A 13,102-nucleotide genomic window follows, 5' to 3' on the forward strand; every position below is an offset into this window, starting at 1 on the left:
GGTGCGGATCCGCGGCGTCATTCCTCGTCGGTGCGGCGCTTGAGTTCGTCGATGCGGCCTTGGTCCTCGCCGGCATCGAGCAGGTTGTCCGCCGGCGCTCTCGTGTCGCCGTACTCGCGGAGCGCGACGCGGGGACGGTGCAGGTCGAACGCCGGGCTCTCCGACCGGATCCGGGGCAGCTGCTCGAAGTTGTGCCGCGGCGGCGGGGAACTGGTCGCCCACTCCAGCGAGCGGCCCCAGCCCCACGGGTCGTCCACACCCACCAACGGCGCCTTGCGCGACTTGTAGACGTTGTACAGGAACGGCAGCGTCGAGAGCCCGAGCACCATCGCGCCCACGGACGACACCTGGTGCAGGAACGTGAAGCCCTCGTTGGCGCCGTACGTCGCATAACGCCGCGGCATCCCCTCGACACCGAGCCAGTGCTGCACCAGGAACGTGGTGTGGAAGCCGACGAACAGCAGCCAGAAGTGGACCTTCCCGAGTCGTTCGTCGAGCATCCGGCCGGTCATCTTCGGCCACCAGAAGTAGAACCCGGCGAACATCGCGAACACCACGGTCCCGAACACCACGTAGTGGAAGTGCGCGACCACGAAGTAGGTGTCGGAGATCTGGTAGTCCAGGCTCGGCGAGGCCAGGATCACCCCGGTCAAGCCGCCGAAGAGGAACGTCACCAGGAACCCGATACTCCACAGCATCGGGGTGTCGAACGACACCGAGCCGCCCCACATCGTCCCGATCCAGTTGAAGAACTTCACCCCGGTCGGGACCGCGATGATGAAGGTCATCAGCGAGAAGAACGAGCCGCTCACCGCGCCGGTGACGAACATGTGGTGCGCCCACACGGCGATCGAGTACAGCGCGATGGTGATGGTCGCTCCGACCAGGCCGACGTACCCGAAGACCGGCTTGCGGCTGAACACCGGCAGGATCTCGGTGATGATGCCGAAGAACGGCAGCGCGATGATGTACACCTCGGGATGGCCGAAGAACCAGAACAGGTGCTGCCACAAAAGTGGCCCGCCGTTCGCGGCGTCGAAGACGTGAGCCCCCAGGACTCGATCCGCCTCCAGCATCAGCAGCGCGCCGGCCAGGATCGGGAATGCGATCAGCACCAGGATCGAGGTGACCAGGATGTTCCAGGTGAAGATCGGCATCCGGAACATCGTCATACCGGGCGCGCGCATGGTGATGATCGTGGTGATGAAGTTGACCGCACCCAGGATGGTGCCCAGACCGGCCATCCACAGGCCCATGATCCACAGATCCGCACCGACACTCGGTGACCTCGTGTCGTCGGACAGCGGCGTGTACGCGGTCCAGCCGAAGTCGGGCGCACCTTCCGGGGTCAGGAAGCCGGCCGAGGCGATCAGGCCGCCGAACAGGAACAACCAGTAACTGAACATGTTCAGCCGCGGGAAGGCGACGTCGGGGGCGCCGATCTGGACGGGCATGATCACGTTCGCGAACCCGACGAACAGCGGGGTCGCGAACAGCAGCAGCATGATCGTGCCGTGCATGGTGAACATCTGGTTGTAGACCTCTTCGTTCACCATCTGCAGTCCGGGCTGCGCCAGCTCGGCCCGGATCACCAACGCCATGAGCCCGGCGATCAGGAAGAACGCGAACGAGGTGATCAGGTACAGATGGCCGATCAGCTTGTGGTCCGTGGTGGTGAGAATCCGCACCGCCGCGCGCCCCAGTGGCCGGCGCTCGGTCACCGTGGGCTGAGCAGCACCCCTCCGCACGATCGTGACCATGGATCAGCTCCTCTGCCCGGACAGAATCCCGCGTAAGTACCCACTGCCACCCAGTTCATGCATCCGGCCGCCTGTGCGTCGTAGTGGTTTCAGCGACGTAGACTGGAGGCTGCCGCCGGCTTTTCGATATCGCCACCAAGGGCAATGTCGTCGCGGCTCCCGACCGATCCCCGGCGTCGTTGCTCGTAGCCGGTGGAAGGTGATGCCGATGAGCATCGACCGGAATCCCGACGACGCCGCGGCTCGCGCCGCCGTCGAACATGCGGCAGTCGTGTCGATCGGTCAGGCGCAAGGCGTGATCGCGGAACTCTACGACCTGTCTCTCGATTCGGCCCTCGGTGTCCTGGACCGCAAGGCTCACGATGCCGGAATCCCACTGGTCGAGGCCGCCCGGTGGCTGCTGACCACGGAGACCCTGCCGTGAGGTTCAGCCGGCGGATTCTGGGCACCGCGACAGAGAGTACCCGCCCGGTGAGTAGTCTGTGTCGGACCACACAGGGCCGACTGCACCTGGCCGATGGAGAGGTGTTCCGGTGACCGATCGATCGGCGATCCTGGCGAGGCTGGCGCGGTTGACCGCGGCCGAGGCGGACCGCCGGCATCTCGCGGATCGGCTCTGCGAGGCCAGTCGGGTGATCCTCGCTGCCGACGGCGCGTGGATCACCGTTCAGGACACCGGCCCCCAGCACCTACCGCTCAGCACGACCGACGAGACCGCATCCGCGCTGGAGGACCTCCAGGACGTGGTCGGGGAGGGGCCCTGCCGGGACGCGTTCCGCGCGGGTACGCCGGTGACCGCGGTCATCGGGGACAAGTCGGACAGACGGTGGCCCGAATTCAGCCGGGCAGCGTGGCATCGGGTCGGCCGGCTGACCGTCCACGCGTTCCCGGTGCGACCGGGTCGCCAGACCTTCGGGGTCCTCAGCATCTACCTGCGACCGGACACGGCCTGGGTGGAGTCGCCTGAGGTGGCACAGTTCCTCGCCGACACGGTCGGCGCCGCGCTGCTGCGGGACCCGGTCCCGAAACTCGAACGCGAGCCGACGGGCGGGATGTGGTCGGCGCGCGCCGAGGTCCACCAGGCCACCGGCATGGTGATCGCCCAGCTACGGATCCCGCCGGACGACGCGCTGGCCCTGCTGCGGGCGCACGCCTACGCCCACGACACCACTCTCGTCGCGATCGCCCACCAGGTTGTCACCCGACAGCTCGACTTCCGAGGAGAATCATGACCCCCCGCGACACCGCACACCCGGCGCTGCCCGAGCGCGCGGTGCGTGAGCTGGCTGCCGCGACCGCTGCCCTGGTCAGCGACCATGATGTCATCGGTACGACGACGGACCTGCTGGCCGGATGTGCCGAGTGCGTCCAGGCCACCGCCGCGGGAATCGTGGTGTCGGAGCCCGGGCAGGACCGGCTCGAGTTCCTGGCCGCCACGGACCACCGGGCCCAGCACCTCGAGCTGTACCAGCTCCAGGTCGACGAAGGTCCGGGAGTGGACTGCATCGCGACCGGTCGGTCGGTCACTGCCGTCGGCGTCGCGCAGATCGCGGGTCGTTGGCCGACGCTGCGCGAACCGTTCCGGTCGGCGGGGTTCGACGGCGTTCACGCCGCCCCCATGATCTGGCGGGGCGACACCATCGGTGCTCTCAACCTGTTCTTCGCCGAGGACGGACTCGACCCGGACGCGGCCTACGTGGCGCAGGCGTTCGCGGACATGGCCGCCTTGGTGATCGTGCACAGCGCTCCGACGTCACCGGCCGACATCGCCGACCGGACCAAGGCGGCGTTGGAGGAGCGGACGGTGATCGAACGTGCCAAGGGCGTCATCGCCTACACCGAGAATCTCCCGGTCGACGCCGCCTTCGACCGCCTGATCGCACTCGCCCGGGACCGCTCCCAACCGCTGACCCTGGTCGCAGCCACGGTCGTCGATCGAGCCGCCACCCCCGACCACCAGTGACGCGCGGACACCTGAGGACCGCTGAGGCTGGTCCTGGGGCTGATGGCGCATAATGAGCGCACTGGCCAGGCTGCCGCCGGGCCTGGTCGATGGGGGTGGGAGATGGAGCTGCCGGAGCTTGCCGAGCTGATGGCCAAGGTGGCTGATTCGTTGCGGGTGCCGGTGGACGTCGACGAGACGCGGGCAATGATCACCGCCAGCGTCGTGGACACCATCCAGGGTGTCACCCATGCCAGCATTTCGGTGACGAACAAGGACGGCACGATCGAGACCTTCGCTCCGACCGACGCGGTCGCGGCGGCGGCCGATGCGTTGCAGTACGAGCTCGGTGAAGGCCCCTGCATCGCGGCGGCGTTGTCCGAGCCGGTGGTGCAGGTGGATGACCTGAGCAGCGATCCGCGCTGGCCGCTGTACGGACCGAAGGCCGGCGCGCTCGGGCTGTGCTCCCAGTTGTCGTTCCAGTTCCGTGCCGAGCCGCAGGTGCGGGGTGCGCTCAACCTGTACGCCGACGAACCCGCGGTGTTCGACGTCGAGGCCCGCTACATCGGGTCGATGTTCGCCGATTGGGCCGCCGTACTGCTGGGCTGGGGCCGGCAGGAGACGACCCTGCTGCAGGCTCTGGAGAGCCGGGCCAGCATCGGGACCGCGGTAGGGATCCTGATGGAGCGCTACCAGCTCGACCAGCAGCGCGCCTTCGCCTTCCTCGCACGGCTCTCCCAGAGCGGAAACATCAAACTCCGCGACGTCGCCGCCAACATCGTCACCGACACCGCAATCAGGGCCCGCGCCTAGCTCCGGCTTCAGCCGAGCCGGGGACGGCCGGCCGTCAGGCGTCGCTCCCCGGCGGTCCGCACCTCGAGCTCGAACCTTCAGATCCAGCAGTACGCCGGATCAGGTCGTCCGGCCGCGGGCGCGGTTGATCAGCCAGGCGACGACCCCGACCGCGGTGCCGACCAGGGTTCCGGTGACGATGCTGCTGATCACCGCGAAACCGCGGAAGATGAGGGCCTGCACGGATTCGGGAACATCCGCCAGGTTCCCGCCGAGCCGCGGCTCCTCGTCGATGGCCCAGGTCCACAACACCTGATGGCCGATCGCAAGCAGGACGCCGTACGTGAGACCGACGACGGTCAAGGTCCAGATCGGGTTCGGGACCCGTGCGGCGACCGCCACGGCGAGCCAGACCGCCAGCGGGGCGAATACCAAGACCGCGTTGACGGCCGGCCCGACGAGATCGAGGTCGTGGGCGACGACGCGCGGAACGGCGAGCAGTGCCAACAGGAAGATGACCGGGAACGACAATCCCAGTCGACGTGATCTGGTCATGTAGGCAGTCTACATGTAGCTTGCCTATGCGCTCGAAGGCATTTCCCCCAGTAGACCTGGTGCGGGAGGCGACTACTCGTCCGGGTAGTGGAGGCCGATGGTGGCTCGGATGGTGTCCAGGGTCTGCATGATGCCGACTGATTCCTCCGGGGTGATCAGCGGGCTGACCGTTTGGCCCTCGGCGATGAGTCGTTCCAGTTCTGCCGCCTGGTACTGCATTCCCCGGCCGCTGACGGGCTGGTCGAACACGTCGACCACGGTGCCGCTGTTGTCGAGCAGGGTGACGGGTGCGGGTCCGTACCAGACCGCGGCGATCTCGATGCGGCCTTCGGTGCCCAGGATCGAGGCGGTGTTCGAGCCGCGGGTCTGGCTGGAGGAGTAGGTGGTGGAGATGCCGCCGTTCTCGTGCTGGAAGATGGTGGCCACGGAGGCGTCCACCCCCGAGGTCCGGAAGACGGCGCGAGCCTGTACGTCGGCCGGGCGGCCGAGGATGTCCCAGGTGAACGAGATCGGATAGACGCCCAGGTCGAGGAGCGCGCCACCGCCGAGGCGCAGGTTGTTGAGGCGGTGTTCGTCGTGCTGTGGCAGTCGTTGGGTGTGGTCGGCGTGAACGGAGCGCACCTCGCCCAGGCGGCCGGCCTCGATCAGGGCGCGGACGTGCGCCATGTGCGGGAGGAACCGGGTCCACATCGCTTCCAGGACGACGAGATTCTTCCGCCGGCCGAGCTCGGTGATGCGCCGGGCCTGGTCGCCGGTCAGGGTGAAGGCCTTCTCGACCAGCACGTGCTTGCCGTGCTCGAGGGCGAGTTCCGCGTTCGCGGCGTGGAAGTTGTGCGGCGTCGCCACGTAGATCACGTCGATGTCCGGGTCTGCGACCAGTTCCTCGTAGCTCCCGTACGCGCGGGGGAGTCCGAACTCGGCGGCGAACGACTTGGCCGACTCCGCCGTACGGGAGCCGACCGCGAGCACGCGATGCCCGTGCAGCAGGAGGTCGCGGGTGAACGCCCGGGCAACGCCGCCGGTCGCGAGAATGCCCCAGGAGACCGTGCCGGCTGACCGCGGGTACGGCTCGATCGCCGCGCTCATTGGTCGATCCCGTAGTCGAGGACGACCTGAAGGGCCTTGTCCGGTGCGTTGTCGAGCATTTCGAACGCGGCGGGGGCGTCTTCCGCGGGCATGACGTGAGTGATCAGTTCGCGGAGCGGAAGCCGTCCGTCGCGTTCCAGCTCCAGAACTGTTCTGGACATCCGCAACTCGTCCCATCGGTGCATCAGATGTGGCGCCACGCCGGAGATCTGCGAACCGACGATGGCGACCCGGTTGTGGTGAAACTCTTCGCCGAGCCTGACCGCGCGGGCGTCGCCCTGGAAGAACCCGCTCGCCACGACCCGGGAGCTGTAGGCGACAGCACGGACGGCTTCGTGCAGGGCCTGGTAGCTGCCGCTCATCTCGATCACGACATCGGCGCCGCGGTTGCCGGTGGCCGCGCGGATCCGGTCGGCCACGTCGTCGGTCGACGGATCGAGGACCAGAGATGCGCCCAGACGTTCGGCGAGCTCTCGTCGCCCTGCCACCGGGTCGACGACGATCACCCGGCCACCGTTCAACCTGGCCAGCAGTGCGACGATCTGCCCGGGTACGCCGGCTCCGAACACGGCGACCGTCTCACCGACATGGATGTCGGCGTCGAGGATCGCGTTCAGGGCGATGGCCCCGATCTTGGCGAAGATCCCGGCGATCGCCGCGGAACCCTCGGGAAGTACGCGGTCCTGGGCCCAGTCAGCCGGTCGCACCGCCGACGAGCGGTGACCCCAGGCTCCCCAGACCAGCTGCCCGACCAGCGCGGGGTCGACCTCGTCACCGACGGCCTGGACCCGCCCGACCTCCTCGTACCCCCAGCCGTCGAGGGGGTAGGAGTGCGTCGAGTCGCCCGGCACGAACAGTCGCCGGCCGGCGTCCCACTTGCTGTTCAGGTAAGGATTGCTGCCACGGTAGGCGGTGAGCTCGGTTCCGGCCGAGATGCCGGAGTAGAAGGTTTCGAGGCGTACGTCGTGCGGCCCCACCGGCTCGTCGTCGAACTCGACGACCTCGGCCTTACGCGGTGACGTGAAGCGAACGAGATGTCCCACGGGTCAGATCCTGTTCTGAGTGGTGATCGGTGCTGAGCTGGTCGCGGGCTCGGCGACGAGCCGGAAGAGCAGTGCCTGTTCTGGGTACAGCATCGGTGCTTGGAGACCGATCTCGCCGGCCAGGCGCCCGGTGACGGTTGAAGGGCGGCTCCACCAGGAAGGCGGACCGGCGGCGGTTCTGGTGAGTGCGGCGGAGGACAGCTCGATCGGCTCCACCCGGTAGGTGGCGTCCGGGACCAGTCCGGGGATCCGGATCCGCCCCGGTCGCGCCAGCGGCGTGGTGGCCATGGCCACGAAGGCGAAGATCGCCCGGTCGCCCGACGGGCTGACGTAGCCATGCGACCAGTAGCTGTCGTCGGGGTAGTCGCAGTGCACCGCCGTACCGGTGTGGATGAGTGCGCGCTCCTCCTTGTACAGGCGGACCCAGGCGGCGAGCTCTTCCAGTTCCGTGTCCGACGCCGTCCGCAGATCCCACTCGATGCCGAAGTGGCCGAAGAGCGCGGTGGCCGCGCGAAAGGCCAGTGAGTGCGTGCGATGAGTGGTGTGTGCGGTGGGCGCGCCGACATGAGCGCCGACGAGCTCGGGCGGAAGAAGCAAACCGGTCCACCGCTGGATCTGCTGGCGTTCCAGCGGGTCGATGCAGTCGCTCGCCCACACCCGGTCGGTTCGCTGCAGGACCTCCAGATCGACCCGGCCACCACCGGACGAGCAGGACTCGATCTCCAGCCAGGGATGGCGGAGTCGAAGCTCGTCCATCATCGCGTAGACCGCGCGGGTCTGTTCGTGCACGCGCGCTGCTCCGGTGGTGCGGTCGCCTGCTTCCACGAGGTCCCGATTGTGGTCCCACTTGATGTAGTCGATCCGGTGTTCGGAGACGAGCGAGCTGATTGCCTCCAGCACCTGACTGTAGGCGTCCGGGATGGTCAGGTTGAGGACCTGCTGGTGCCGGGCGCGCAACGGCAGCCGGTCGCCCGGTGCCATGATCCACTCCGGGTGGGCACGCGCGAGATCGGAGTCCTCGTTGACCATCTCGGGCTCGAACCACAGTCCGAACTCCATTCCCAGGCCCCGCACCGCGTCGACCAGCGGTTGGAGACCCTTCGGCCAGACGTCGGGATCGACCTGCCAGTCGCCGAGGCCGGCGCGGTCGTCCCGGCGGTGCAGGAACCACCCGTCGTCGAGGACGAATCGTTCCACCCCCACCTGTGCGGCATGTTCGGCCAACTCGATCAGCGACTCGAGATTGTGGTCGAAGTACACGGCTTCCCAGGTGTTGAGCACCACTGGCCGGGGCGACTTCGGGTGTGTCGGACGGTCGCGCAGAGACCGGTGGAACGCCTGTGCGAGCTCGTCCAGGCCCTCGCCGTACGACGCGTACAACCATGGCGTGGTGTACGTGTCGCCGGGAGCCAGAACCAGCTCGCCCGGCAGCAGCAGCTCGCCACCGCCCAGGACCCGGACGCCGGCCAGACCGAGCTCAGCGAAAGTCACGTGATTGCCGCTCCACGCGGTGTGGACGGCCCACACTTCGCCGCTGCGGAAGCCGAACGAGCGCGTTCCGGCGGCAAGGAGGATGCTGGCGTCCGAGCCCGTCCGCCCGCGACGCCCTTCCCGTAGGTGGGTGCCGGCCACGAACGGGTGCCGTTGAGGCGTCCGCTCGCGCAGGTGGCGGCCGGTGAAGTCGAGCAGTTCCTGCGCTTCGGCGGGTACCGGCAGCACGAGCCGAACGGCGTCGACGGTGTACGGCGTGTCCGCAGCGTTCGTGAGGTCGGCGCGCAAGCGCAGTACGCCAGAGGGTTGCAGTTCGATCGTGGTGGTCAGTGCCAAGCCCGCGTCTTCGTCGACTGCCCGCGCACGAAGCTGCTGGGTGTCGTCGTCCGTTCTGCTCAGGTCCCAACCCGTGGCAACGAAACGACTCGAGAAAGTCACGCCGCCGCGGTGGCCTTCCAGCCCCGGCAATCCTCGCCACCCGGCGGACTGCTCAGGCAGCACCGAGGGGAACCCGGCGCCGTGCAGGCCGTCGGCTCCCCACTGTGTCTCGCCGAGCGCTTCGAGGTACGCCGCATCGGACCGGCTCGTGGTGATCCGGCGGCCCCAGTGGAGGACCCGCGGGATCCCGTCAGCGGCGTCGACCACCACCGACACCCTGCCCGCGGAGAGGACAACCGGCGTCACGGGCGGAGCTCCCGTCGATAGTCTCATCCGTTTCATCCTGTCGTTAATATTTTCATCGTGAAACGTGTAGGCTTGAGCATGCCACAAGAGGACGCGCAGCGGAATCCGTGCCACGTCCTTCTTCGGCGGCCGTTGCGGAGTCGGGAGGGTGGTGGTGAGCATGGGCAGAGACGACATCGCGGCAGGCGTGCCGTTCTCGGTGCTGTCCAAGACGGTGGCGATCGACATCCTGGTGCACGGGGCGAGGTCCCGCGCCCAGCTCACCAAGAGCATGGGGCTGTCGGCGGCCACCCTGACCCGGCTGGTCAAGCCGCTGCTCGAGGCCGGTGTCCTGGTCGAGACCGATCCGATCCGCACCCCCGGCCGCGGCCGCGCGTCGCTGGCGCTCGATGTCGTTGCCGACCGCTACCGATTCGCCGGCGTGAAGCTGACCACCGACTCGATCTACGCGGTGGTCACCGACCTTCGGTCGCAGGTCCTGGACACCTGTGTCCAACCCGTGCGGTCGCTGGAGGTCTCGGACGTGGTCGAAGAGGTCAGCGAGATCGTCGCCGAACTCCGGTCCCGCGCCGGCCGGCCGCTCGACGCGGTCGGAGTCACTGTCGGCGGTGTGGTCGACGCCGGTGAGATCGTTGCCGACTCACCGTTCATGCACTGGCGTGACGTCGCGTTGAAAGCCCTGCTCAGCAAGCGACTGGACGTTCCGGTCCACCTCGACAACGACGTCGTCGGCTTGACCCAGGCTCAGCACTGGTTCGGCCACGGCAGGGGTTACACCGACTTCGCCTTGTTCACGGTCGGTGCCGGTATCGGCTACGGACTGGTGCTCAACAACGAGGTGATCCCGACCGGTGTGACACCCGTCAGCCATCTGCCGATCGATCCGTCGGGGCCGTTGTGTCACCTCGGCCACCGCGGCTGCACGACCGCCTATCTCACCTCGGCTGCCGTCACCTCGGCGGTTTCCGCAGTACTCGGCCGGAGGGTCGGGTACGACGAGGTGCTCGGGCTGGCGGCGGCCGGTGAACCGGTCGCCAGGCGGGTCGTGGACGAGGCGGCCGGCGCCCTCGGCCAGGTCGCCGCCGCGATCAGTTCGCTGACCGGTGTGGAGCGCATCATCCTGTCCGGCGAGGGAGTCCATCTCGCCGAGACGGCCCGGGCGTCGCTCGACGAAGGACTGGCCCGGTACGCCGGTCCGCGGGGTCCGCACACCGAACTGGTGATCCGGCCGATGGACTTCCTGGAGTGGGCGCGAGGCGCTGCCACGATCGCGATCCAGGGCGAGTTTCCCTGTCGCCCAGCGGTCGACCAATCGTAAACCGGCGTACTCTTGACATCTTTTCTTTTCACCGAGAAAGTAGATCGACCGGGGACGCTGCTCCAACCGGGAGATGTGGGACCTGCCATGACGCACGGCCGGCTGCCGCCGGTCCGTCCTGGGCGCGGGCCGCGTAAGCGTCACATCGAAACGGAGACTTGGCAATGAAACACCGTTCAGCGGGGACCGCGGCCTTGGCGATGGTTGCCATCGGCCTGGTGGCCACGGCCTGCACAGGGACCGGCGGTCAGACCACCTCGGGTGAGGGCCAGACACAGACGGTCCGCTACCTGATCGAACAACCCGAAGACGCCGCCGCCCTGAAGAAACTCGAGACCCATCTCGCCGAGTTCGAGAAGACGTCGGGTGTCGACGTGAAGCTCGAGGCGATGCCGACCGAGAACATGCGGACCGTGTTGCAGACCCAACTGCGGTCCGGCGAGGGCCCGGACGTCTTCAGTTGGGGTTCAGGGCCCGGGTACGCCGGCGCACTCGCGAAGGCCGGTCTGCTGTACGACCTGACCGATGCCTATCAGAAGTACAAGTGGCCGATCTACCAGTTCGCGAAGGAGCGCGTCACCTTCGACGGGAAGACGGTCGGCGTCCCGGGTGAGATGGAGACGATCGGGCTCTTCTACAACCAGGACTTGTTCACGAAGTTCAACGTCGAGGTTCCGCGGAACCTGGACGAGCTGAAGGCGGCCGCCGAGACGTTCCGGGCGAAGAACGTCGTACCGATCGCCGCCAGCGACAAGGAAGGCTGGCAGGGCGGACACCTGCTCAGCATGGCGCTGTCCAGCGCGACCGGCTCGGACGGGATGGACGCTCTGCTGAAGGGCGAGAAGTCCTGGACCTCGCCCGAGGTGGTCTCGGCGCTCAAGCTGTGGGAGGACTTCGGCAAGTCCGGGTATCTGCCGAAGTTCCCGACATCGCTCAGCTACGACAACGCGAACGCGCTCTTCTACTCCGGTAAGGCGGCCATGCTGCCCACCGGAAGCTGGCTGATCGACGGGATCGAGCAGAACGCGAAGTTCAAGGTCGGCTACATTCCGTTCCCCGCTCCGTCCGGGCCGGGGATCTTCACCGGCGGACTCGGATCCGGTCCGTTCATCTCCGCGGGCAGCAAGAACACCGACGCGGCCCTCAAGCTGGTCGACTTCCTGGCCTCGCCGGCCCATGCCCGCTGGATCGTCGAGAACCTCGGCACGATCCCGCCGCAGCCGGTCGACGTCACCGGCATGAAACTGTCGCCGCTGCTGAGCCAGACTCTGCAGGACACCTCCAAGTTGGCTGCCGGCACCGGGGACTTCGGCTACAACATCGACGTACTGACCACCGACGTGTTCAACAAGGCGATGTGGGACGGCGTTCAGGGGATCCTCTCGGGTCAGCGCACCGCCGAGCAGGTTGCCCGCGATCTCGAAACCGCATTCAAGAAGTCATGAGAACGGAGCCACTGACAGCGGCGCGACCCGTCGGCGAACCGAGGACGGCCTCCCCGAGTCGCAAGGCACACTCAGGACCGCCTCGGGTGACGCGCGGTGCCCAGACCCGGTTGGGGCTGGTGCTGGTCGCGCCGCTGATGGTGATGGTCGTGGTGTTCTTCCTGTTTCCGTTGGCCAACGCCGTGTACTACGCGTTCGTCGACTTCAACGGGATCAACCCGCGGCCGCCGTTCGTGGGTCTGGACAACTTCGTCGAGATCTTCAACGACCCCAGCGTCTGGGCGGCACTGAAGAACAACGTGATCTGGATCGTGCTCGGCACGGCCGCGCCCTTGGTCATCGGTCTCGGGCTCGCCTTGCTGGTCTGGGGCGTCGGGCGGACCAGCATCTTCTACCGGATCGCGTTCTTCGTTCCGTACGTGCTTCCGCAGGTCGCGATCGGCGTGGTGTGGGGTTGGATCTACGACCCCGCCCGCGGCTGGCTCAATCGGGCATTGGAAGCGGTCGGGCTGGGTTCCCTGTCCACGGGCTGGCTCGGCAACCCGAACACCGCGCTGTACGCGGTGCTGGGGACCGCGGTCTGGGCAACCTGCGGCTTCGTCTTCGTCATCCTGCTGTCCGCGCTCCGGAACGTCGACAGCGAGTTGGTGGACGCGGCCCGCATCGACGGTGCGGGGACATTCGGCCGCCTCTGGTACGTCATCCTTCCGCAGATCATGCCGGTGTTCCTGATGGTCACCACGATCACGCTTGTCGGCGGCTTCAGCGTGTTCGACATCGTCTTCATCATGACCGGCGGCGGACCCGCGGGTGCCACCGAAGTGCTCGGAACGTATGCCTACGGCAACGCCTTCCAGCTCAACCGGATCAGCTACGGTACGGCGCTCGCCTTGGTGATCACGTTGATGGCGATCCCGTTCGCCATCTGGCTGAACCGCCTGCAGCGGCGGCTTTCACTGCAGGGGAGCGGAGCATGACGACACTGC

The 13,102-nt window shown here is 67.5% G+C and carries 12 protein-coding genes; 7 read left to right on the forward strand and 5 right to left on the reverse strand.

Annotated elements, in window-relative coordinates; genetic code table 11:
• Positions 1 to 17 precede the first annotated feature (17 nt).
• The gene (gene ctaD / locus ACYVOK_RS18080) at positions 18 to 1,760 is read right to left on the reverse strand and encodes an aa3-type cytochrome oxidase subunit I (protein WP_460663609.1); all 1,743 of its coding nucleotides are present in this window, start codon (positions 1,758 to 1,760) and stop codon (positions 18 to 20) included.
• 208 nt (positions 1,761 to 1,968) lie between these two features.
• Here ctaD and ACYVOK_RS18085 point away from each other — a divergent pair, with 208 nt between their 5' ends.
• The 4 genes from ACYVOK_RS18085 (at position 1,969) to ACYVOK_RS18100 (ending at position 4,515) form a co-directional block, all read left to right on the forward strand.
• Positions 1,969 to 2,184, forward strand: coding sequence for an ANTAR domain-containing protein (locus ACYVOK_RS18085; RefSeq protein WP_460663610.1), 216 nt, complete (start codon positions 1,969 to 1,971; stop codon positions 2,182 to 2,184).
• A gap of 109 nt (positions 2,185 to 2,293) precedes the next feature.
• Positions 2,294 to 2,992, forward strand: coding sequence for a GAF and ANTAR domain-containing protein (locus tag ACYVOK_RS18090; protein WP_460663611.1), 699 nt, complete (start codon positions 2,294 to 2,296; stop codon positions 2,990 to 2,992).
• On the forward strand, positions 2,989 to 3,723 hold the full coding sequence (locus ACYVOK_RS18095) for a GAF domain-containing protein (RefSeq protein WP_460663612.1): 735 nt from the start codon (positions 2,989 to 2,991) through the stop codon (positions 3,721 to 3,723). Before ACYVOK_RS18090 ends, ACYVOK_RS18095 begins: the two co-directional genes overlap by 4 nt.
• A 102-nt stretch (positions 3,724 to 3,825) precedes the next feature.
• Positions 3,826 to 4,515: a GAF and ANTAR domain-containing protein gene (locus ACYVOK_RS18100; RefSeq protein WP_460663613.1), complete on the forward strand. Its 690-nt coding sequence runs from the start codon at positions 3,826 to 3,828 to the stop codon at positions 4,513 to 4,515.
• Positions 4,516 to 4,614: 99 nt separating this feature from the next.
• Here the strand turns inward: ACYVOK_RS18100 and ACYVOK_RS18105 are convergent, their stop codons facing one another.
• From ACYVOK_RS18105 to ACYVOK_RS18120, 4 genes are all read right to left on the reverse strand, one after another.
• Positions 4,615 to 5,049 (reverse strand): hypothetical protein, encoded by a 435-nt coding sequence (locus tag ACYVOK_RS18105; protein WP_460663614.1) that lies wholly within the window; start codon positions 5,047 to 5,049, stop codon positions 4,615 to 4,617.
• Between the two features lie 72 nt (positions 5,050 to 5,121).
• Positions 5,122 to 6,135, reverse strand: a complete 1,014-nt coding sequence (locus ACYVOK_RS18110; protein ID WP_460663615.1) for a Gfo/Idh/MocA family protein — start codon at positions 6,133 to 6,135, stop codon at positions 5,122 to 5,124.
• On the reverse strand, positions 6,132 to 7,178 hold the full coding sequence (locus ACYVOK_RS18115) for a zinc-dependent alcohol dehydrogenase (RefSeq protein ID WP_460663616.1): 1,047 nt from the start codon (positions 7,176 to 7,178) through the stop codon (positions 6,132 to 6,134). Before ACYVOK_RS18115 ends, ACYVOK_RS18110 begins: the two co-directional genes overlap by 4 nt.
• Positions 7,179 to 7,181: 3 nt before the next feature.
• Positions 7,182 to 9,515, reverse strand: a complete 2,334-nt coding sequence (locus ACYVOK_RS18120; protein WP_460663617.1) for an alpha-galactosidase — start codon at positions 9,513 to 9,515, stop codon at positions 7,182 to 7,184.
• Between ACYVOK_RS18120 and ACYVOK_RS18125 the strand changes: the two genes are divergently transcribed.
• The 3 genes from ACYVOK_RS18125 (at position 9,514) to ACYVOK_RS18135 (ending at position 13,093) form a co-directional block, all read left to right on the forward strand.
• Positions 9,514 to 10,671 (forward strand): ROK family protein, encoded by a 1,158-nt coding sequence (locus tag ACYVOK_RS18125; protein ID WP_460663618.1) that lies wholly within the window; start codon positions 9,514 to 9,516, stop codon positions 10,669 to 10,671. The two genes, ACYVOK_RS18120 and ACYVOK_RS18125, sit on opposite strands and share 2 nt — an antisense overlap.
• A 164-nt stretch (positions 10,672 to 10,835) precedes the next feature.
• Entirely contained in the window at positions 10,836 to 12,116 is a 1,281-nt protein-coding gene (locus ACYVOK_RS18130; RefSeq protein ID WP_460663619.1) for an ABC transporter substrate-binding protein, read from the forward strand.
• A gap of 86 nt (positions 12,117 to 12,202) precedes the next feature.
• A complete protein-coding gene (locus ACYVOK_RS18135; RefSeq protein ID WP_460663620.1) occupies positions 12,203 to 13,093 on the forward strand; it encodes a carbohydrate ABC transporter permease in 891 nt (296 codons plus the stop codon).
• Positions 13,094 to 13,102 lie beyond the last annotated feature (9 nt).

This window comes from Kribbella swartbergensis, assembly GCF_054784135.1.

Coding starts and splice junctions, on each gene's coding strand:
- ACYVOK_RS18120 (WP_460663617.1), bottom strand. CDS start 9,515: ATGCTCACCACCACCCTCCCGACTCCGCAACGGCCGCCGAAGAAGGAC.
- ACYVOK_RS18105 (WP_460663614.1), bottom strand. CDS start 5,049: ATGACCAGATCACGTCGACTGGGATTGTCGTTCCCGGTCATCTTCCTG.
- ACYVOK_RS18085 (WP_460663610.1), top strand. CDS start 1,969: ATGAGCATCGACCGGAATCCCGACGACGCCGCGGCTCGCGCCGCCGTC.
- ACYVOK_RS18095 (WP_460663612.1), top strand. CDS start 2,989: ATGACCCCCCGCGACACCGCACACCCGGCGCTGCCCGAGCGCGCGGTG.
- ctaD (WP_460663609.1), bottom strand. CDS start 1,760: ATGGTCACGATCGTGCGGAGGGGTGCTGCTCAGCCCACGGTGACCGAG.
- ACYVOK_RS18125 (WP_460663618.1), top strand. CDS start 9,514: ATGGGCAGAGACGACATCGCGGCAGGCGTGCCGTTCTCGGTGCTGTCC.
- ACYVOK_RS18100 (WP_460663613.1), top strand. CDS start 3,826: ATGGAGCTGCCGGAGCTTGCCGAGCTGATGGCCAAGGTGGCTGATTCG.
- ACYVOK_RS18130 (WP_460663619.1), top strand. CDS start 10,836: ATGAAACACCGTTCAGCGGGGACCGCGGCCTTGGCGATGGTTGCCATC.
- ACYVOK_RS18110 (WP_460663615.1), bottom strand. CDS start 6,135: ATGAGCGCGGCGATCGAGCCGTACCCGCGGTCAGCCGGCACGGTCTCC.